We start from the raw sequence: 17717 nt of genomic DNA, 5'->3' as shown, positions 1-17717 counted from the left end.
CGCTTGTGCGGCGGGCTACTTCAGCGCAAGCAGCAACGTGTCCGAAGGGGAGCGCCACACCGGCCGTGCCTCCCCGAACCCCTTCTCGCACAGCACGCGCGCGTGCCACGCGGCCGAGGGCATGTCGCCGTCGGCGTGGTCGCCGTAGATCTCGAAGCGCTTGGCCGTGGGTTCGGCCAGGGCCGGGTCCTGGGCGGCGAGTTGCCACCACTCGGCCCAGTCGAGGGCGCCGTTCCGCATGGCCTGATCCATGCGGGCGTGGCGCTGGGTGCGCTCGATCGCGTTGATCCTGGGCGTGGTCTCGTCGATCATGTGGTCGGCGTTCATGAAGACGCCGCCGTAGCGGACGAGTTCGGCGATCCGACCGTAGAGGGCCGCGAGGGGTTCGTCGCGAAGCCAGTGCAGGGCCGTGGCGGTCAGGACGGCGTCGTACGAGTCGTACGGCAGCCTCGTCGTCCACTCCGGGTCCTTGAGGTCGGCCGTGACGAAGGAGACGCGTTCGTCGCCCTCGAAGGTGCCGCGGGCGATGGTGAGGAGGGCGGGATCGAGGTCGACCCCGGTGCTGGTGGCGTTCGGGAAGCGGGCCAGCAGCCGGGCCGTGATGCTGCCGGTGCCGCAGGCGAGGTCGAGGATGCGCGGCTCGGGCCCGACGCAGGCCTCGACCATGTCGAGCATGATCCGGAAGCGGTCCTCCCGGTCGGGCATGTACCACTCCTGCTGCTTGTCCCAGCTCTCCTGCCAGGCCTGCCAGTCGGTTCCGACACCGGTCGTCATGAGGACCCCCTGTCCAGTCACTGTCGTAATACCCTGGAAGTGCAATCGGCTGTTACCCGACCGCATCCACGACAATAGAGCGCCCCTGTAAGGACTACAAGTGGAACTGGCCTATTACTCGGACTATGCCGTACGCCTCATCAACACCGAGGAACCGGTCCGGGGCAAGGACTCCCTGACCTCGGTCGAGGCCGTGCGGGACCTGTTCGGCACGAACCAGGAGGCGGCCCGTCGCGCCACCGACGCCGACGTCACGCGGTTCCGTTCGGTCCGGGGGCGGCTGCGGGCGGTCTTCGAGTCGGCGGACGGCGGCGACGAGACGCTCGCGGTGAACCTGCTGAACTCGCTCCTGCTGGAATTCCCGGTGAGCCCGCAGATCTCCGGGCACAACTTCCGGAACGACGACGGCCGCCCGCTGTGGCACATGCACCTCGCGGACCACCCGTCCAACGCGACCGCCGGCTACGCGGCCATCGCGGCGATGGGCCTGGCGTTCCACCTCACCGAGTACGGCGTCGACCGCCTCGGCCTGTGCGAGGCGGCGCCGTGCCGCAACGCCTACCTGGACACCTCGACGAACCGCTCCCGGCGCTACTGCTCGGACCGCTGCGCGACCCGCGCCAACGTGGCCGCCTACCGGGCCCGGAAACGCCTGGAGGCCGACCGGTCGGAGAGGACGGGCCTGGCGGCCGAGAGCGCCCAGCGGACGAGCGCGACCGGCGACCGCTGACCGGCCTTCGGCGGCCGGTACCGAAAACGCACCCTGCCCAGCACCAGATCCTCGGGCACGGCACCGTAATCGGTACTGTCCCCCCCGGCGAACGCGTTGTCCCCGAGCACCCACCACCCGCCGTCCCGCCGCTCCGCGGCCCGCTTGACGACCAGCAGGTCCTGCTGGAACGGATGCCGCAGCACGACGACGTCCCCGGGCCTGACCCTGGCGCCGTACTGCACCACGAGCAGATCCCCGTGACACAGCGTCGGCACCATGGACGGCCCGGTCACCTCGGCCGTCCCGAAGGGCAGTACGGCCCTCCCACGCTCGGTCTCCTGCGACAGCTCCGGCATCCCCGGCACCTCCCCGGTCCTATCCTCCACCAGTCTGAGTCCGACCCTGGACTTTTGTCCTAAGCCCATGGGGGCACTCGCGAAATCAGCTTCTCCAGGGAGTAATGTCCCACCTGAGAAGACGATCACGAGGAAGGAACGCTCCATGCTTTCCCGCCTGTTTGCCCCCAAGGTGAAGGTCAGCGCGCACTGCGACCTGCCCTGCGGCGTGTACGACCCGGCCCAGGCCCGCATCGAGGCGGAGTCGGTGAAGGCCGTACAGGACAAGATGGCCGCCAACGACGACCCGCACTTCCAGGCGCGTGCCATTGTCATCAAGGAGCAGCGCGCCGAGCTCGCGAAGCACCACGTCTCGGTGCTCTGGAGCGACTACTTCAAGCCCCCGCACTTCGAGAAGTACCCGGAGCTGCACCAGCTGGTCAACGACACCCTGAAGGCCCTCTCGGCCGCCAAGGCGTCCACCGACCCGGCGACGGGCCAGAAGGCGCTCGACTACATCGCCCAGATCGACAAGATCTTCTGGGAGACCAAGAAGGCCTGACACCCAGTCGGCCCGCCCCGACCGACCGACGATCGGTGCACCATCGACGGTCAACGGGCGCGGGGAAGGGGCTCTGCCGGTTCGCCGGTGGGGCCCCTTCGTCCATCCCGATCCGGGGAAAGCCGCCCCGTGCCATCCTGGACGACGTGAACCGCGAAGACCTCGTACGGCTGCGCCGGGCCCGCGACCGGATGAACCGCGAGTACGCCGAGCCGCTCGACATGGCCTCGATCGCCCGCACCGCGCTGATGTCACCGGGCCACTTCCAGCGCAGCTTCCGTGCCGCGTACGGGGAGACGCCGTACAGCTATCTCATGACCCGCCGGATCGAGCGTGCGAAGGCGTTGCTGCGGCGCGGCGACCTGAGCGTGACCGAGGTGTGCATGGCCGTCGGCTGTACCTCGCTCGGTTCCTTCAGCTCCCGGTTCACCGAACTGGTCGGCGAGACCCCCAGCGCCTACCGCGCCCGCTCGCACGAGGCAGGCGCGGTCATCCCGTCCTGCGTGGCCCGCACTTTCACCCGGCCGAACCGGGCGGGACCGCCCCTCCGGCCCTAGCCTGTCGTCCATGGATCTCAAACTCCGCCAGTGCTTCATCGCCGTCGACGACCACGACAAGGCGCTCGCCTTCTACTGCGACGTCCTGGAGCTGGAAATCCGTAACGACGTCGGTTTCGAGGGCATGCGGTGGGTGACCGTGGGGTCGCCGTTGCAGCCGGACGTGGAGATCGTCCTGGAGCCGCCGGCCGCGAACCCGGACGCCTCCCCCGCCGACAAGCAGGCCATGGCCGAACTGCTCGCCAAGGGCACCCTGCGCGGGGTCAACTTCACCACCACCGACTGCGACGCCCTCTACGCCCGCGTCCAGGAGTCCGGCGCCGAGGTGGTCCAGGAGCCGACGGACCAGCCGTACGGCGTCCGTGACTGCGCGTTCCGCGACCCGGCCGGGAACATGCTGCGGTTCATGGAGCGGAGCGAGGACTGACAGAGGGGGCTGAGAGAGGGGCTGGCAGAGGGGGGCTGGAAATTGCGCGGGGCGGTCGCGGTCTCCCGCCTACCATCACGCCATGAGCCCTGCAAGCAGCATCCGCTGGACCTACGCCTTCGTCGACCGCCCGCTCGGCCTCTTCGGCCCCGCCTGCGCCTTCTGGACGGCCGTCACGGGCACCCGGTTGTCCGAACTCCGCGGTGAGCAGGAGGAGTTCGGCACCCTGCTGTCGGAGGGGGCGGACGCCTGCGTGAAGGTCCAGGGTGTCGGGGCGGGCCCGGGCGGCGCTCATCTCGACTTCTCGGTCGACGACGTACCGGCGTTCGTGGAGTCCGCGCTGCGGCTCGGCGCGGACACCGTCGCCGAGCACGACGCCTGGGCCGTACTCCGGTCCCCCGCCGGGCAGTTGTTCTGCGCGGGCCCCTGGCACGGCGAGGCCGTACGACCGCCCGTCGTGGCCGGCACCCGCCTCGACCAGGTGTCCATCGACATCGGACCCGGCTCCTACGACGCCGAAGTCGCCTTCTGGAGCGCCCTGTTGCCCGACTGGACCTCGCTGTCGGGCGCACTCCCCGAGTTCCATGTGGTCAAGCCCCCGCCCGGCCTGCCGGTCCGCATCCTGCTCCAGCGCCTCGACGAGGAGCGCACCGCCTCCGCCCACCTCGACCTGGCCTGCGCGGACATCGACGCGGCCAGGGCACGGCACGAGGAACTGGGCGCGACCGTCGTCTCCCACGGCAGGCACTGGACGGTGATGCGGGACCCGGCGGGCGGTACGTACTGCCTGACCGGGCGCGACCCGGAGACCGGCGGCCTGCCCAGCCGTTCCTGAGGCAACTGGCTCAGCCCGTCCACTCCTCCACGTCCACCACCGCGCCCACCGGAATCGCCCCGTACACGTGCGGGAACTCCTCCCCGCCCGGCTCCGGCGCCTCGTACTTCAGCGGTGCGCCGAGCCGCCCCGGGTCCACGACCAGGACCACCAGGTCGTCGGGGCCGTCGTAGGAACCGTACAAAAACGCTGCCACGCGCGGGAGTTGGGTGCGGGTCGAGCAGTGGATGAAGCCCTCCTCCTGGAGGGTGCGGCCACGGGTCGACCACTCGTAGGTGCCGCGCTCGCGGGCCGCGTCCCAGAGGGCGCGCTCGGTGATGTGGAGGATGGGGGTGGTGGCGGTGGTGGGTTCGTGTTCCGGCATGGGAGCACGCTACGGCCTCAGCCGCGCCGCCCGCGTCCGAAGGTAGCGCTGCTCGGGCAGGCTGAGGGTCCTGGCCGCCGCCGACTCGTAGGCGGCCCGGGCCGCGGTGAACTCTCCGGCCCGTTCCAGGAGGTGGCCGCGGACCGCGTCGGGGCGGTGCCCCTCCCCCAACTCGTCCGCCAGTAGATCCAGTTCGGCCAGGCCCGCGTGCGGACCGTCGACCATGGCGACGGCGACAGCCCGGTTGAGGCGTTCGACGGGGCCTGGCACCAGGCGCACCAATACCTCGTACAGGCCGAGGATCTCGTGCCAGTCCGTCGCCCGCGCCGACGGCGCCTCGTCGTGTACGGCGGCGATCGCCGCGCGCAACTGGTACGGCCCCGCGGGCCCTTGGGACAGCGCCCGGGTGACGAGGGCGACGCCCTCCTCGATCGCCGCCCTGTCCCAGCGGTCGCGGTCCTGTTCGTCGAGGGGGACGAGTTCGCCGTGCGGGCCGGTGCGGGCGGCCCGGCGGGCGTCGGTGAGCAGCATCAGCGCGAGCAGCCCCGCCACCTCACCGACCTCGGGGAGCAGCCGGTGCGCGGCACGGGTCAACCGGACGGCCTCGCCCGCGAGTTCGCGCCGCGTCAGACTCGGGCCGGACGTCGCCGTATAGCCCTCGTTGAAGATCAGGTACAGCGTGTGCAGAACGGCCGGCAGCCGCTCGGCCCAGTTGTCCGGCCGCCCGAAGCGCACACCGCGCACCCTGGCCTTCGCGCGGCTGATGCGCTGCGCCATCGTCGCCTCGGGGACGAGATACGCCCGGGCGATCTCGGCCGTCGTCAGTCCGCCGACCGCCCGCAGGGTGAGCGCGATCTGCGCGGTCGGGGTCAGCTCCGGGTGGCAGCAGAGGAAGAGCAGGGAGAGGGTGTCGTCCTCGCGCGGCGGCTCGGCCGTGTACGGCTCCCGGGGCGCGAGTGCCGCGGCCTTCTCCTCCCGCGCCCGCCGCGCCTCCTCGCTGCGCAGCGCGTCCGTCAGCCGCCGCGAGGCGACCCGGATCAGCCAGCCGCGCGGATTCTCCGGCACCCCGCGCTCCGGCCACTGCCTGGCCGCCGCCAGCAGCGCCTCCTGTACGGCGTCCTCGGCGACGTCGAAATGGCCGTACCGCCTGACCAGCGCGCCGAGGACCTGCGGCGCGTGGCGGCGCAGCAAGTCCTCGGTGCCGGTGATCCCGGTGGTGTCACGCATACGGCTCAGATATCCCCGCCGCCGTCCCCGATGGGGCGGATCACCACCGCGCGGTTGACGGCACCTTCGGGCAGGGGACAGCGGGTGACACGGTCGGCGATCTCCGTGACGCGCTCCAGGCTCGCGCACTCCAGGACCCAGTAGCCGGCCATCAGCTCCTTGGTCTCGCTGTACGGCCCGTCGGTGATCACGGCCTTGCCGTCCGCGCCCAGCGCCACCAGCCGGGTCCTCGCGGGCTCGGTCAGCCCCTGCGCGTCGATCAGCTCACCCGTCTCGGACAGGTCGTCGTTGATGGCGCCCATGTGGGCGAACATGGCCTGCGTCTCCGCCTCGCTCCAGGCCGGAGAACCCGGGGTGGGCTTGCCCTGCATGCCGTCGTAGTCCGCCTGTGTGCCCTGCACCATGACCAGGTACTTCATGAGTCCGCTCCTTCGCCTCCCGCCACCCGTGCCGGGCGGCTCTCACAGGAGACATCGGAGCCGGGCCGGGATTCTCGACACGGGTTCAGGATTCTTTCGGGGCGGAGTCGGCATCGGGCTCCACGCCCCCGGGAACGTACGCCTCGCACTCGGGGTTCCGGCACGGGCCGGCCACCCACTTCGGTACCCATGCGCCGAGCGTCTTGTACCGCCGGACGACGGTGGCCACCGGCTGTCCGCAGACGGGACAGGTGTGCTCTTCTCTGCCCATGCACTCAGCCTAGAACCGTCCGGGGCTCCCGCCACATCGGATACATGTGCGGGCCGTCCGGGAGGTCGAGGGTGTGGTCGGTGAACGTGTAGCCGAGGCGCTCGTACAGCTTGGTGCTGCGCTCGCTGCTCGCCTCCAGGTACGCGGGCAGGCCCTCGCGGTCGCAGCGGTCCAGGACGTGCCGGATGAGCGCGGCACCGAGGCCCTCGCCCTGGCGGCCCGGTGTCACGGCGATCATCCACAGGTACTCGTGGGCCCGGCCGGCGGGATGCCCCGCCGCCATGAGCCGGGCTATCGTCTCGACCCGCTCGTTGTCCGGATCCACCAACTCCCGGAGCTGTACGGCCTCGTCCTCGCCGTCCTCCGTATGCGCTTCGGCCGGTACCGACAGCCACAGCGCGCACGCCGCGCCGTCCTCGGCGAGGTCTATGCGGCCGCCGGCGAACGAGGCGTCGGTGAAGGCGGCCATGAGTCTGTGGTGGGTCGTGCGGCGGTACTCGGCGTCGGGGAAGACCCAGCCGCTCACCGGATCGTTCTGGAACGCCTCGTCCAGCAGTCGGACGACCAGCTCCCGGTCACCCTCGCCCGCCGCCCGGATCGCCACGCCCATGTCCCGCCCCCACGTCTCAACAGTCGTATTCCGTACGGGTGTTGAGCCTATCGGGATTTCCGCGGATGAGGGCGGGCCCCGCGCACCGTGGGGATGCGCGGGACCCGCCTGTCCGGGGCCCTCGGTGGCCGCGCGGGGTCAGGACCGCGCGGTTGCGGAGAGCTCCGGAGTCATCAACTGCTGCGCCGGGTCACGAACTCGGCCAGCGCGAGCAGACCGCCCGCGTCCTGCGGGTCCGGAATCGCCCGGGCCAGTTCCTGCACGGCACGCGCCATCCGGTCGGCCGCCTGGGCCTGCGCCCAGTCCCGGCCGCCCGCCCGCTCGACGGCGAGCGCGGTGCGCTCCAACTCCCCTTCCTCGTACGGCGTTCCGTACAGTTCCGCGAGTTCGACGGCCGCCGGGGTGCCCGAGGTGAGGGCGGCGACGACGGGCAGGGACTTCTTGCGGACGGCGAGGTCGGCGCCGGCCGGTTTGCCGGTGCGGCCGGGGTCGCCCCATATGCCGATGACGTCGTCGATCAGCTGGAAGGCGAGCCCGGCCTGACGGCCGAACGCGTCCAGCGCCTCGACGTCCTCGGCGGACGCCCCCGCGTACAGCCCGCCCACCGCGCAGGCGCAGCCGAGCAGTGCGCCGGTCTTGGCCTCGGCCATGGCGAGCACCTCGTCGAGGGTGACCTCGCCGGGGCCGCGCTTCTCCATGGCCGTGTCCGCGTGCTGCCCCTCGCACAGTTCGATGACGCAGTCCGCGAGCCGGACGGCGACGGCCGGGGACGCCGGGTGCGGATCCTCGGCGAGCAGCCGCAGGGCCAGTGCCTGGAGTGCGTCCCCGGCGAGGATCGCGTCGGCGTCGCCGAACACGGTCCAGGCGGTGGGCCGGTGCCTGCGGGTGGTGTCCCGGTCCATCACGTCGTCGTGCAGCAGCGTGAAGTTGTGGACCAGCTCCACCGCCGCCGCGGCCCGCAGCGCGCTCGCCCGCGCCCGCTCGCCGCCGAGCGCGGTGGCCGCGGCCAGGACGAGGCCGGGGCGGATCGCCTTGCCTGCGTTGCCCGCCGCCGGTGTGCCGTCCGCGTGCTCCCACCCGAAGTGGTAGAGCGCGATCCGGCGCATCGAGCCGGGCAGCGAGTCGATCGCCGAGCGCAGCTCGGGGTCGACGGATGCCCGGGCCTCCTCCAGGATCACCGCCGCCTCGTGCCCGTCGGGCGGCGGCGTCGGCGGTGTCCCGTCGAGCGCCCGCGTCCCGTCGGCAGGCTGTTTCGTCTCCGTCCCGAACTCGGCCATGGGGTCCCCCTCGGACAGTCCGCGGACGGTGACGTCTGCGCTGCGACCGGTCGCATACGACCGGGGTGTACCCGCCCTGACGGGCGGGGACACCGCGTCCAGCTGCTGAAACGTCACCTCCAGCGGCCGATCTCGACGTTCTCCAGGACGCCGAGGGCGTCCGGCACCAGGACCGCCGCCGAGTAGTAGGCCGTCACGAGGTACTTGATGATCGCCTGTTCGTTGATGCCCATGAAGCGCACCGACAGGCTCGGCTCGATCTCGTCCGGGATGCCGGCCTGCTGGAGGCCGATGACGCCCTGCTCCGCCTCGCCGGTACGCAGGGCGATGATCGAGGTGGTCCGCCGGTCGCTGACCGGGATCTTGTTGCACGGGTAGATCGGCACCCCGCGCCAGGTGGGGATGCGGTTGCCGCCGACGTCGAGGGACTCCGGGACCAGTCCGCGCTTGTTGAGCTCGCGGCCGAACGCGGAGATCGCGCGCGGGTGGGCGAGGAGCATCTTGGTGCCGCGCCGCCTGCTGAGCAGCTCGTCCAGGTCGTCCGGGCTGGGCACACCGTCGTGCGGCTGGAGCCGCTGGTCGTACTCGCAGTTGTTGAGCAGGCCGAACTCGCGGTTGTTGATGAGCTCGTGCTCCTGGCGCTCCTTCAACGCCTCGACGGTGAGCCTGAGTTGCTGCTCGGTCTGGTTCATCGGCTGGTTGTAGAGGTCGGCGACGCGCGAGTGGATGCGCAGGACGGTCTGGGCGACGCTCAGTTCGTACTCGCGCGGCCGGGCGTCGTAGTCGACGAACGTGTGCGGGATGTCCGGCTCGCCGGAGTGGCCCGAGGCGAGGTCGATGGACTTCTCGCCGTACTTGTTGGTGCGCTGCTCGGGGATCGCGCGCAGCTGCGTGAGGTGGTCCCGCAGGGTGTCGGAGCGCTCCGCGACCTGCTCGACGTCACCTCGGGCCAGCACGAGCACCGTGCAGGCGGTGTCCGCGCGGGCCGTGTACTCCCAGATGGCCGCCGGGTCGAGCAGCCCCTGGTCGCCGAAGTAGGCGCCGTCGGCGAGGACTCCGAGCACCGTGTCGTCGCCGTACGGGCCCGTGCCGACCTTCTCCACCCTGCCGTGTGCCAGCAGGTACACCTCGTCGGCTTGACTGCCGAACGACGCGATCGCCTCCCCCGGGGCGAACTCGCGCTGCCGGCAGCGGGTGGCCAGCTCCGAGAGCACCTCCTCGTCCTCGTAGTCCCGCAGCGCGGGCAGCTCGCCCAGCTCCGCGGGGATGACCTCGACGCGGTCGCCGGTCTTCACGAATGTCACCCGGCCGTCGCCCACGGAGTAACTCAGCCGTCGGTTCACCCGGTATGTGCCACCCTGCACGTTCACCCACGGCAGTGTGCGCAGCAGCCAGCGCGAGCTGATCTCCTGCATCTGCGGCGCGGACTTCGTGGTCGTGGCCAGGTTCCGCGCGGCCGCCGTGCCAAGACTCTGCTGCGGCTTGCCCTGCTCCGTGCGGACCTCTTCGCCTACCGACATAGAGAAATGCCCTCCCCATTCGCCCGGCACGGTTGCGCCGGGCATCGTTCCCGCGCACCAGCCTTCCTCACGGAGCGTGCTGATGGTATTACCCAAAAGAGCGGGAATGGATCTTCAACTGCTGGGCACGGGGGCTGTTTACGTCGAATGTTGTTCGAGTGGCCGCTGGTGTCCGGGGTGTCCGGATCGACTCGCACGCCGTACGAACAAGTCGTCCGTACCGCGCTTTTTCGGTACAAGCAGCGATACCAGACGGCCTCGAACGACGGCCGTCGCACAGCACGAAGGAGGCGTCATGGCCTCACCCATGTCCGCGGGCGGTTTCCTGGCCGGTCTGAAGGCGGAGGGCGTCAAGGTCGTCGAGGTCGGCGACTGGGAGCACCACAACCGCAACCACAAGGGCCCGTGGGGGCCCGTCCACGGCGTGATGATCCACCACACGGTCACCAACGGCAGCGCGCGCACGGTGGAGTTGTGCCGCGAGGGCCGCCCGGACCTCCCCGGCCCGCTCTGCCACGGCGTCATCACCAAGGACGGCACCCTCCACCTGGTGGGCTACGGCCGCGCCAACCACGCCGGCCTCGGCGACGACGACGTGCTGCGCGCGGTGATCGCCGAGAAGACGCTGCCGCACGACAACGAGGCCAACACCGACGGCAACCGGCACTTCTACGGCTTCGAGTGCGAGAACCTCGGCGACGGCGAGGACCCCTGGCCCGAGGCCCAGTTGGAGACCATCGAGAGGGTCTCCGCGGCGATCTGCCGCCACCACGGCTGGTCGGAGCGGTCGGTGATCGGGCACCTGGAGTGGCAGCCCGGAAAGGTGGACCCGCGCGGCTTCACGATGAACTGGCTGCGCGCCCGGGTCCACGACCGGCTGAAGTGACCCCGGGTGGCATGGGGCTCGGGGTGGCACGGGCGACACGGGCGACACGGGCGAGATGGATGCTCCAGCCGGCACGGGCGCCTCTGACAACCCGGGGCTCCGGATGCCCCAGGCGACATGGACGCCTTGGGCAACCCCGGCGACATGGGTGACACGGGTGCCTCGGGCAACCCCGGCGATCTGGATGTCCCGGGCACCCTGGGCGACATGGACGCCCCGGGCGACCCGGGCAGCCCGGATGCCCCAGGTGACAATGGTGCCGTGACCAGCCCCGACCGCGCCGACCTCGCCGCCCTACGGCCCCGGCTCCCCTCGCCGGTGGAGGAGATCTCGGACGGGCGCTTCGGTCGGCACGGCATCCGGCTGCTGCTCAAGCGGGACGACCTGATCCACCCGGACCTGATCGGCAACAAGTGGCGCAAGCTCGCGCCGAACCTCACGGCGGCGGCCGGACGTACGGTCGTCACGTTCGGCGGCGCCTACTCCAACCACCTGCGCGCCACCGCCGCCGCGGGCCGCCTCCTGGGTCTGCGCACGGTCGGCGTGGTCCGCGGCCAGGAGCTGACGGACCGCCCGCTCAACCCGTCCCTGGCCCGGTGCGCGGCCGACGGGATGCGCCTCCACTTCGTCGACAGGTCGACGTACCGGCGCAAGACCGAGCCGGAGACGCTGGCCGCGATCCTGCGCGCGGCGGACACGGAGGACGCGTACGTCGTCCCCGAGGGCGGCAGCAACTCCCTTGCCGTGCGCGGCTGCCGGGCCCTGGGTGAGGAACTGCGCGCGCGTGCCGACGTCGATGTCGTCGCCCTCGCCTGCGGGACCGGCGGCACGCTGGCCGGGCTGGCCGCCGGACTCGCCCCCGACCAGCGCGCCTTGGGGATACCGGTCCTCAAGGGCGGCTTCCTGAGCACCGATGTCGCAGCCCTCCAGGAGCGGGCCTTCGGCGGTCGGCGGGGCGACTGGTCGCTGGACGACCGCTTCCATTTCGGGGGCTACGCGCGCGTGCCGGCCGAACTCGACGCCTTCGCCGAGGACTTCGAGCACCGGCACGGGCTGCCGGTCGAGCGTCTCTATGTCGCCAAGTTGCTCTACGGACTTGTCGTGCTCGCCGACGAGGGCGCCTTCCCGCGCGGGACGACGATCACGGCGGTCGTCACCGGGCGCCCATTCCCGTAAGCCCCCTCCAGGCGCCGCGGCCGCCACTGGGCGCTCCGCCGGCTGTGTCGATGTGCGGCTCCGCCGCGGGGCCGCGAGATGCCGTCCGATCGTCTGCGGCACCGTCATGGCTGGTCGCACCCGCGCGGCGGAGCCGCACATCGACACAGCCCCACGCCCCTTCAGGGCGCTGCCGAACCGTGGATGACTCTGCCGACCTGCTCAGGCGGCCTCCCGGTAAGCCGCCGCCTCCTCCAGGTCCAGCCTGCGCAGCAGGGTGCGGAGCATCTCGTCGTCGATGTAGCGGCCGTCGCGCAGGCGCACGAACATCGAGCGCTCGGCGCTGATCATCTCGCGGGACAGGCGGCGGTAGGTGTCGTCGACGGTCTCGCCGGTCACGGGGTTGGTGGCGCCGAGGCGCTCCCAGACGGCGTTGCGGCGGCGCTCCAGGACCTCGCGGAGCCGGTCGGCGAGTGGCGGGGGCAGGGCGTTGCGCTCGTCCTCCAGGAGGGCGTTCAGGCGTTTTTCGGCGACCCGGGAGGCCTGCGCCTGGGCGTTGGCCTCGGCCAGCGTCTCGGCCTGGGGGTCGCGCCCGGGGAATTTCAGCAGGCGGATGATCGGGGGCAGGCTCAGACCCTGCACCACCAGGGTCCCGATGACCGTCGTGAAGGTCAGAAACAGGATGAGGTTGCGCTGCGGGAAGGGGTCACCGCCGTGCACCGTGAGCGGGATCGAGAAGGCGATGGCCAGCGAGACCACGCCCCTCATGCCGGCCCATGCGGTGGTCATCGCCCCCTTCCAGGTGGGGTTGTCCTCGCGCTGCCTGATCCGCTCCGACAGCAGACGGGGCAGGAAGGCCGCCGGGTACACCCACACGAACCGGGTCGCGACGACCACCAGGAAGAGGGCGACCGCGTACAGGGCGGCGTCGAGGCCCCGGTACTCCCCAAGGCCCTTGAGAACCACCGGCAGTTGCAGCCCGATCAGCGCGAAGACCGCCGACTCCAGGACGAAGGCGACCATCTTCCAGACCGCCTCCTCCTGGAGGCGGGTCGCGAAATCGACCTCCCACGCGCGGTGCCCCAGATAGAGCGCCACGACCACGACGGCGAGCACCCCGGAGGCGTGCACCTGCTCGGCGACCGCGTAGGCGACGAACGGGATCAACAGGGAGAGCGTGTTCTGCAGCAGCGCTTCCTTGAGGTGCGTGCGCAGCCAGTGGATCGGCACCATCATGAGGAGCCCGACCCCGACACCGCCGACGGCCGCGAGCAGGAACTCCCCGATGCCGCCGCCCCAGGTCGCGCCCTCGCCGATCGCGGCCGCGAGGGCCACCTTGTAGGCGGTGATCGCGGTGGCGTCGTTCAGCAGGGACTCGCCCTGGAGGATCGTCGTGATCCGTGACGGCAGTCCGACCCGGCGCGCCACCGCCGTCGCGGCGACCGCGTCCGGCGGCGCCACCACCGCGCCCAGCACCAGCGCCGCGGTCAGCGGCAGCCCCGGCACGATCACATAGGCGGCCCACCCGACGACGAACGTGGCGAAGAGCACGTAGCCGACCGACAGCAGTGCCACGGGCCGCACTTGGGCCCGCAGGTCGAGGTACGAGCTGTCGGTGGCCGACGTGTACAGCAGCGGGGGCAGCAGCAGCGGCAGGACGACGTCCGGGTCGAGGGTGTAGTCCGGTACCCCCGGGACGTACGAAACGACCAGCCCGACCGCGACCAGCAGCAGCGGCGCCGGCACCGGGGTGCGCCGGGCCGCGGCGGCCACCACGGCACTTCCCGCCACCAGCAACAGCAGTGGCATCACGTCCATCGTCCTCGCCCGCCCTCGTTTTTGCGCGCGGCCAACCGCACACCCGTCGTAATCTGGCAATCATGAAACAGTGCACGCACGCCGACGCGCTGCCGCTCCCGGAGCCGGGGCCCCAGAGCGAGACCTGTCTGGAGTGTCTGGCGGCCGGCACCCACCCCGTGCAGCTGCGACTGTGCCTCTTCTGCGGCCATGTCGCCTGCTGCGACTCCTCGCCCGCCCGTCACGCGACAGCACATCACAAGGACTCCGGGCATCCGGTGATGAGGACGTTCGAGCCCGGGGAGAGCTGGCGCTGGTGCTTCGTCGACCACGTCCTCCTGTGACCCCGTAATCCGAGCGCCGGTTTCGACGGTTCGACCGTCTGACGTCTGGGTACGTCAACCCGGCGCGCGCTCTTCCCAATTGGGCCCGCAGGACCCCTAGCCACGGAGCGTATCCGTAGGTTTACTATGAGTGACACCATGGGGTTGGGGTCCCGGGGACAGGAAAGTTCAGAGCGCGGTAGCGTCACCGCTGAACCAAGTATCGCGTTACCCCGGGGGGCGACCCCTGGGCCCCCGAAAGAGCTTGTACCACCTTGGAGGTGAGGGTGTCCCAGATCGCAGGCGAGCCCGCGACCCAGGACTTCGTGGAAGTCCGGCTGCCGGCTGCGGGTGCCTACCTGTCGGTGCTGCGTACGGCCACGGCCGGCCTCGCAGCCCGTTTGGACTTCACCCTCGACGAGATCGAGGACCTTCGCATCGCGGTGGACGAGGCCTGCGCGATCCTGCTCCAGCAGGCCGTGCCGGGCTCAGTGCTCAGCTGTGTCTTCCGGCTCGTGGACGACTCGCTCGAAGTCACCGTCTCCGCCCCGACGACGGACGGTCACGCACCCTCGCGCGACACCTTCGCCTGGACCGTGCTCTCGGCCCTCGCGGGCAAGGTCTCATCGGCAGTCGACGAGGACAAGACCGTTTCGATCAGCCTCTACAAACAGCGCGGCGCGGGACCCGGGCCGGCGTGAGGAACGGGGACGGGCCGGTGCGGGACGAAGAGCGCGGCACACGGGAGCTGCCGGCCGAGGGCGGCTCGGACGAATCCCGCCGCACGGCGGACGGCAACCCCCTCGTGCCATGCGGCGGAATCCCGGAACAGGCCCGGCCGCACCCGGAGGACGAACCCTCGGAGGCCGGTTTGATGGACGACGGTCAACGTGAGCAGGACGGTGCCGTGCGTATTGGTGGGGTCTCCCCCGTTGCCGGGGGTCCCCCCGCTCCGACTGAGTCGAGCGTGGGGGAGGAGGCGAAAGCTCGGGAAAGGGCGACGGGCGGGACCATGAGCGAGCACGAGCGGGACGACGTGGCGGGCACACCGGTTGTGCAGGCCGTGCAGGTCACACGGCACGACCCTCACGACCGCAGCGGAGCGCGCGCACTCTTCATCGAGCTGCGCACACTCAAGGACGGCAGCGTCGAGTACGCGGAGCTGCGCAACCGGCTGGTCCGTATGCACCTGCCGCTCGTCGAGCATCTCGCGCGCCGCTTCCGCAACCGTGGCGAGCCGCTGGACGACCTGACCCAGGTCGCCACCATCGGCCTGATCAAGTCGGTCGACCGCTTCGACCCGGAGCGCGGCGTCGAGTTCTCGACGTACGCCACCCCGACGGTCGTCGGCGAGATCAAGCGGCACTTCCGTGACAAGGGCTGGGCGGTGCGCGTCCCGCGCAGGCTCCAGGAGCTGCGCCTCGCGCTGACCACGGCGACGGCGGAGCTCTCGCAGCGGCACGGCCGCTCCCCCACGGTCCACGAGCTGGCCGAGAAGCTGGGCATCTCGGAGGAGGAGGTCCTGGAGGGCCTGGAGTCGGCCAACGCCTATTCCACGCTGTCCCTGGACGTCCCCGACACGGACGACGAGTCCCCCGCGGTCGCGGACACACTGGGCGCGTACGACGAGGCCCTGGAGGGCGTCGAGTACCGCGAGTCGCTCAAGCCGCTCCTGGAGGACCTGCCGCCCCGGGAGAAGCGAATTCTGCTGCTCCGCTTCTTCGGCAACATGACGCAGTCGCAGATCGCGCAGGAGGTCGGCATCTCCCAGATGCACGTGTCCCGGCTGCTGGCCCGGACACTGGCCCAGCTGCGGGAGAAGCTCCTCGTCGAGGAGTAGGACCGGCGGTGCAAGACCGGAAAAAGGTCAGCTCTTCGGCTCTTCGGTGCGGCCGGGCCCTCGGATTCCGAGGGCCTGTGTCGTCGCCTGGTTCACCAGCAGCACCAGCGAGACGATCGCGATCACCGCGAGCGCGATACCGGCCGGGATGGCCACACTGTCGGCCTGGAGCAGGTTGTAGGCCACGGGCAGCGCCATGATCTGCGTGATGACGGCGGGCCCCCGGCTCCAGCCGCGGCGGCCGAGCAGCCCGCGCGCGGCGAGCAGCGGCAGCAGCGCGAGCACCACCAGGGTCACTCCTCCGGTCACGGCCTGCTGCCGGTCGTCCGGATCGCCGGTGAGACCGAGGACGAGCATCCAGACACCGCCCACAGCCAGCGCGAGACCCTCCAGCGCGACGAGGACCGCCGCGTAGGTCAGGCGTCGCGGGCGGGGTCCGTCGGCTCCGTCGGTCTCCGGGGCGGGGGTCTGCTCAGCGCTCACCCCAGAAGGGTAGCCCTCGGGGTTCGGCCCCAGGTGTCCAGGCTCACGCCCTCACCTCTTACCCAACGCCTACCTCGGTATGGGACGAGTACCCCCCAGTAGGTACGCTGCAACTCATGCGTGCACTTCTCGTGGTCAATCCGGCGGCAACCACCACAAGCGCACGTACGCGCGACGTCCTGCTCCACGCACTCGCGAGCGAGATGAAGCTGGAAGCGGTCACCACGGAGTACAGAGGGCACGCGCGCGACCTCGGCCGGCAGGCCGCAGAGAGCGGGAACGTCGACCTGGTGGTGGCCCTCGGCGGCGACGGCACGGTCAACGAGGTCGTCAACGGCCTCCTGCACACCGGCCCCGACCCGGAACGCCTCCCCGGCTTCGCCGTGGTCCCCGGCGGCTCCACCAACGTCTTCGCCCGCGCCCTGGGACTGCCCAACGACGCCGTGGAGGCCACCGGCGCCCTGCTGGACGCCCTGCGCCGGGGCAGCGAGCGCACGGTCGGGCTGGGGCTGACCTCCGGGACGCCCGGCACCGAGGACGAGGCGGTGCCGTCCCGCTGGTTCACCTTCAACGCCGGGCTCGGATTCGACGCCGGGGTGGTCGGGCGGGTCGAACAACAACGGGAACAGGGCAAGAAGTCCACGCATGCGCTGTACGTGCGTCAGGTGGTCCGGCAGTTCCTCGGCGAGCAGCACCGCCGGCACGGGACGATCACCCTGGAGCAGCCCGGTGAGGACCCGCTCACCGATCTCGTGGTGGCCATAGTCTCGAACACGTCCCCCTGGACTTACCTGGGCAATCGCCCGATGTACACGTCACCTAAGGCGTCGTTCGATAAAGGCCTCGACGTACTCGGTCTCAGCCGCCTGTCCAGCGCCGCGGTTGCCCGGTATGGCACCCAGTTGCTCACTTCGTCCCCCGAGCGTGGACCCCATGGCAAGCATGCTGCGGCCCTGCACGACCTGACCGAGTTCACCTTGCATTCGAAGGCCCCGTTGCCCCTCCAGATGGACGGCGACCACCTCGGACTGCGTACGAGCGTGACGTTCACAGGCGTACGCCGTGCACTGCGTGTGATTGTGTGAGCAGAAAGGGCTGAAGTCCTTTCACTCGAACGTTTAGACCAGGATCCACCCCATGGAAGTACGGCTGTGACCTAGTCGACACCGAGGAATCAAAAAAAACTTTCCAGAAGGGGTTGTATCCGCCGCTGAGGTTTGCGAGTCTCTACGTGGCGATCGAGACGGCCCGCAACACCGGCCTCCACGGATCACCGGAACCCCTCTTCAATCCACAGGACCCCGCCAGTGAACCTGGCGTTCGGCCCTTCACTTGTTGAGGGA

At 70.8% G+C, this 17717-nt stretch carries 22 protein-coding genes; 11 read left to right on the top strand and 11 right to left on the bottom strand.

Annotated elements, in window-relative coordinates; translation table 11 throughout:
• Positions 1–15: 15 nt before the first annotated feature.
• Positions 16–774 (bottom strand): methyltransferase domain-containing protein, encoded by a 759-nt coding sequence (locus AB0I69_RS38750; RefSeq protein ID WP_363100447.1) that lies wholly within the window; start codon positions 772–774, stop codon positions 16–18.
• A 100-nt stretch (positions 775–874) separates the two neighbouring features.
• On the opposite strand from AB0I69_RS38750, the gene AB0I69_RS38745 reads away from it, so the two are divergent.
• Positions 875–1504 carry a CGNR zinc finger domain-containing protein gene (locus AB0I69_RS38745; protein ID WP_363100446.1) on the top strand — a complete coding sequence of 210 codons (630 nt, stop codon included), beginning with the start codon at positions 875–877 and terminating at the stop codon, positions 1502–1504.
• On the opposite strand, the gene sodX is transcribed toward AB0I69_RS38745, so the two are convergent.
• Positions 1408–1842 (bottom strand): nickel-type superoxide dismutase maturation protease, encoded by a 435-nt coding sequence (gene sodX / locus AB0I69_RS38740; protein ID WP_363100445.1) that lies wholly within the window; start codon positions 1840–1842, stop codon positions 1408–1410. The two genes, AB0I69_RS38745 and sodX, sit on opposite strands and share 97 nt — an antisense overlap.
• A gap of 145 nt (positions 1843–1987) precedes the next feature.
• Here sodX and sodN point away from each other — a divergent pair, with 145 nt between their 5' ends.
• From sodN to AB0I69_RS38720, 4 genes are all read left to right on the top strand, one after another.
• A complete protein-coding gene (sodN, locus tag AB0I69_RS38735; RefSeq protein ID WP_019058247.1) occupies positions 1988–2383 on the top strand; it encodes a superoxide dismutase, Ni in 396 nt (131 codons plus the stop codon).
• Positions 2384–2529: 146 nt separating this feature from the next.
• Positions 2530–2940, top strand: a complete 411-nt coding sequence (locus AB0I69_RS38730; protein WP_363100444.1) for a helix-turn-helix transcriptional regulator — start codon at positions 2530–2532, stop codon at positions 2938–2940.
• Between the two features lie 10 nt (positions 2941–2950).
• Positions 2951–3367 carry a VOC family protein gene (locus tag AB0I69_RS38725; RefSeq protein ID WP_363100443.1) on the top strand — a complete coding sequence of 139 codons (417 nt, stop codon included), beginning with the start codon at positions 2951–2953 and terminating at the stop codon, positions 3365–3367.
• A gap of 82 nt (positions 3368–3449) precedes the next feature.
• Positions 3450–4202: a VOC family protein gene (locus AB0I69_RS38720; RefSeq protein WP_363100442.1), complete on the top strand. Its 753-nt coding sequence runs from the start codon at positions 3450–3452 to the stop codon at positions 4200–4202.
• A 10-nt stretch (positions 4203–4212) separates the two neighbouring features.
• On the opposite strand, the gene AB0I69_RS38715 is transcribed toward AB0I69_RS38720, so the two are convergent.
• The 7 genes from AB0I69_RS38715 to AB0I69_RS38685 all read right to left on the bottom strand — a co-directional run bounded on the left by AB0I69_RS38715 (position 4213) and on the right by AB0I69_RS38685 (position 9890).
• Positions 4213–4566 carry a DUF952 domain-containing protein gene (locus tag AB0I69_RS38715; RefSeq protein ID WP_363100441.1) on the bottom strand — a complete coding sequence of 118 codons (354 nt, stop codon included), beginning with the start codon at positions 4564–4566 and terminating at the stop codon, positions 4213–4215.
• Between the two features lie 9 nt (positions 4567–4575).
• A complete protein-coding gene (locus AB0I69_RS38710; RefSeq protein WP_363100440.1) occupies positions 4576–5793 on the bottom strand; it encodes a sigma-70 family RNA polymerase sigma factor in 1218 nt (405 codons plus the stop codon).
• Between the two features lie 5 nt (positions 5794–5798).
• Positions 5799–6212, bottom strand: coding sequence for a YciI family protein (locus AB0I69_RS38705; protein ID WP_363100439.1), 414 nt, complete (start codon positions 6210–6212; stop codon positions 5799–5801).
• Positions 6213–6297: 85 nt separating this feature from the next.
• Positions 6298–6483, bottom strand: a complete 186-nt coding sequence (locus tag AB0I69_RS38700; protein WP_363100438.1) for a hypothetical protein — start codon at positions 6481–6483, stop codon at positions 6298–6300.
• Between the two features lie 4 nt (positions 6484–6487).
• Positions 6488–7093: a GNAT family N-acetyltransferase gene (locus AB0I69_RS38695; RefSeq protein ID WP_363100437.1), complete on the bottom strand. Its 606-nt coding sequence runs from the start codon at positions 7091–7093 to the stop codon at positions 6488–6490.
• A gap of 173 nt (positions 7094–7266) precedes the next feature.
• Entirely contained in the window at positions 7267–8370 is a 1104-nt protein-coding gene (locus AB0I69_RS38690) for a family 2 encapsulin nanocompartment cargo protein polyprenyl transferase (RefSeq protein WP_363100436.1), read from the bottom strand.
• A 113-nt stretch (positions 8371–8483) separates the two neighbouring features.
• Positions 8484–9890 carry a family 2B encapsulin nanocompartment shell protein gene (locus tag AB0I69_RS38685; protein WP_363100435.1) on the bottom strand — a complete coding sequence of 469 codons (1407 nt, stop codon included), beginning with the start codon at positions 9888–9890 and terminating at the stop codon, positions 8484–8486.
• Between the two features lie 295 nt (positions 9891–10185).
• On the opposite strand from AB0I69_RS38685, the gene AB0I69_RS38680 reads away from it, so the two are divergent.
• Both AB0I69_RS38680 and AB0I69_RS38675 read left to right on the top strand, forming a co-directional pair.
• Positions 10186–10776 (top strand): N-acetylmuramoyl-L-alanine amidase, encoded by a 591-nt coding sequence (locus tag AB0I69_RS38680; RefSeq protein WP_363100434.1) that lies wholly within the window; start codon positions 10186–10188, stop codon positions 10774–10776.
• 261 nt (positions 10777–11037) lie between these two features.
• Complete coding sequence (locus AB0I69_RS38675) at positions 11038–11952, top strand: pyridoxal-phosphate dependent enzyme (RefSeq protein ID WP_363100522.1); 915 nt, start codon at positions 11038–11040, stop codon at positions 11950–11952.
• Between the two features lie 201 nt (positions 11953–12153).
• Here AB0I69_RS38675 and AB0I69_RS38670 read toward each other — a convergent pair whose 3' ends face one another.
• Complete coding sequence (locus AB0I69_RS38670) at positions 12154–13749, bottom strand: Na+/H+ antiporter (RefSeq protein WP_363100433.1); 1596 nt, start codon at positions 13747–13749, stop codon at positions 12154–12156.
• Positions 13750–13811: 62 nt separating this feature from the next.
• Between AB0I69_RS38670 and AB0I69_RS38665 the strand changes: the two genes are divergently transcribed.
• The 3 genes from AB0I69_RS38665 to AB0I69_RS38655 all read left to right on the top strand — a co-directional run bounded on the left by AB0I69_RS38665 (position 13812) and on the right by AB0I69_RS38655 (position 15891).
• On the top strand, positions 13812–14072 hold the full coding sequence (locus AB0I69_RS38665; protein WP_266772430.1) for a UBP-type zinc finger domain-containing protein: 261 nt from the start codon (positions 13812–13814) through the stop codon (positions 14070–14072).
• A gap of 266 nt (positions 14073–14338) precedes the next feature.
• Complete coding sequence (locus AB0I69_RS38660) at positions 14339–14752, top strand: anti-sigma regulatory factor (protein ID WP_004925829.1); 414 nt, start codon at positions 14339–14341, stop codon at positions 14750–14752.
• Positions 14749–15891: an RNA polymerase sigma factor SigF gene (locus tag AB0I69_RS38655; protein WP_363100432.1), complete on the top strand. Its 1143-nt coding sequence runs from the start codon at positions 14749–14751 to the stop codon at positions 15889–15891. The genes AB0I69_RS38660 and AB0I69_RS38655 overlap by 4 nt, the downstream gene beginning before the upstream one ends.
• Positions 15892–15918: 27 nt before the next feature.
• On the opposite strand, the gene AB0I69_RS38650 is transcribed toward AB0I69_RS38655, so the two are convergent.
• Positions 15919–16374: a hypothetical protein gene (locus AB0I69_RS38650; RefSeq protein WP_363100431.1), complete on the bottom strand. Its 456-nt coding sequence runs from the start codon at positions 16372–16374 to the stop codon at positions 15919–15921.
• Between the two features lie 116 nt (positions 16375–16490).
• Between AB0I69_RS38650 and AB0I69_RS38645 the strand changes: the two genes are divergently transcribed.
• Entirely contained in the window at positions 16491–17459 is a 969-nt protein-coding gene (locus tag AB0I69_RS38645; protein ID WP_363100430.1) for a diacylglycerol kinase family protein, read from the top strand.
• The last annotated feature ends 258 nt before the right edge of the window (positions 17460–17717 follow it).

Origin of the sequence: Streptomyces sp. NPDC050508 (assembly GCF_040655155.1) — a bacterium.
GTDB lineage: Bacteria > Actinomycetota > Actinomycetes > Streptomycetales > Streptomycetaceae > Streptomyces.
Note: the sequence above shows the minus strand (reverse complement) of the source record. Positions and strands in the feature narration are given on the sequence as shown.

Coding starts and splice junctions, on each gene's coding strand:
- AB0I69_RS38710 (WP_363100440.1), bottom strand. CDS start 5,793: ATGCGTGACACCACCGGGATCACCGGCACCGAGGACTTGCTGCGCCGC.
- AB0I69_RS38750 (WP_363100447.1), bottom strand. CDS start 774: ATGACGACCGGTGTCGGAACCGACTGGCAGGCCTGGCAGGAGAGCTGG.
- AB0I69_RS38690 (WP_363100436.1), bottom strand. CDS start 8,370: ATGGCCGAGTTCGGGACGGAGACGAAACAGCCTGCCGACGGGACGCGG.
- AB0I69_RS38720 (WP_363100442.1), top strand. CDS start 3,450: ATGAGCCCTGCAAGCAGCATCCGCTGGACCTACGCCTTCGTCGACCGC.
- AB0I69_RS38725 (WP_363100443.1), top strand. CDS start 2,951: ATGGATCTCAAACTCCGCCAGTGCTTCATCGCCGTCGACGACCACGAC.
- AB0I69_RS38695 (WP_363100437.1), bottom strand. CDS start 7,093: ATGGGCGTGGCGATCCGGGCGGCGGGCGAGGGTGACCGGGAGCTGGTC.
- sodX (WP_363100445.1), bottom strand. CDS start 1,842: ATGCCGGAGCTGTCGCAGGAGACCGAGCGTGGGAGGGCCGTACTGCCC.
- AB0I69_RS38700 (WP_363100438.1), bottom strand. CDS start 6,483: ATGGGCAGAGAAGAGCACACCTGTCCCGTCTGCGGACAGCCGGTGGCC.
- AB0I69_RS38670 (WP_363100433.1), bottom strand. CDS start 13,749: ATGGACGTGATGCCACTGCTGTTGCTGGTGGCGGGAAGTGCCGTGGTG.
- AB0I69_RS38705 (WP_363100439.1), bottom strand. CDS start 6,212: ATGAAGTACCTGGTCATGGTGCAGGGCACACAGGCGGACTACGACGGC.
- AB0I69_RS38645 (WP_363100430.1), top strand. CDS start 16,491: ATGCGTGCACTTCTCGTGGTCAATCCGGCGGCAACCACCACAAGCGCA.
- sodN (WP_019058247.1), top strand. CDS start 1,988: ATGCTTTCCCGCCTGTTTGCCCCCAAGGTGAAGGTCAGCGCGCACTGC.
- AB0I69_RS38715 (WP_363100441.1), bottom strand. CDS start 4,566: ATGCCGGAACACGAACCCACCACCGCCACCACCCCCATCCTCCACATC.
- AB0I69_RS38685 (WP_363100435.1), bottom strand. CDS start 9,890: ATGTCGGTAGGCGAAGAGGTCCGCACGGAGCAGGGCAAGCCGCAGCAG.
- AB0I69_RS38665 (WP_266772430.1), top strand. CDS start 13,812: ATGAAACAGTGCACGCACGCCGACGCGCTGCCGCTCCCGGAGCCGGGG.
- AB0I69_RS38680 (WP_363100434.1), top strand. CDS start 10,186: ATGGCCTCACCCATGTCCGCGGGCGGTTTCCTGGCCGGTCTGAAGGCG.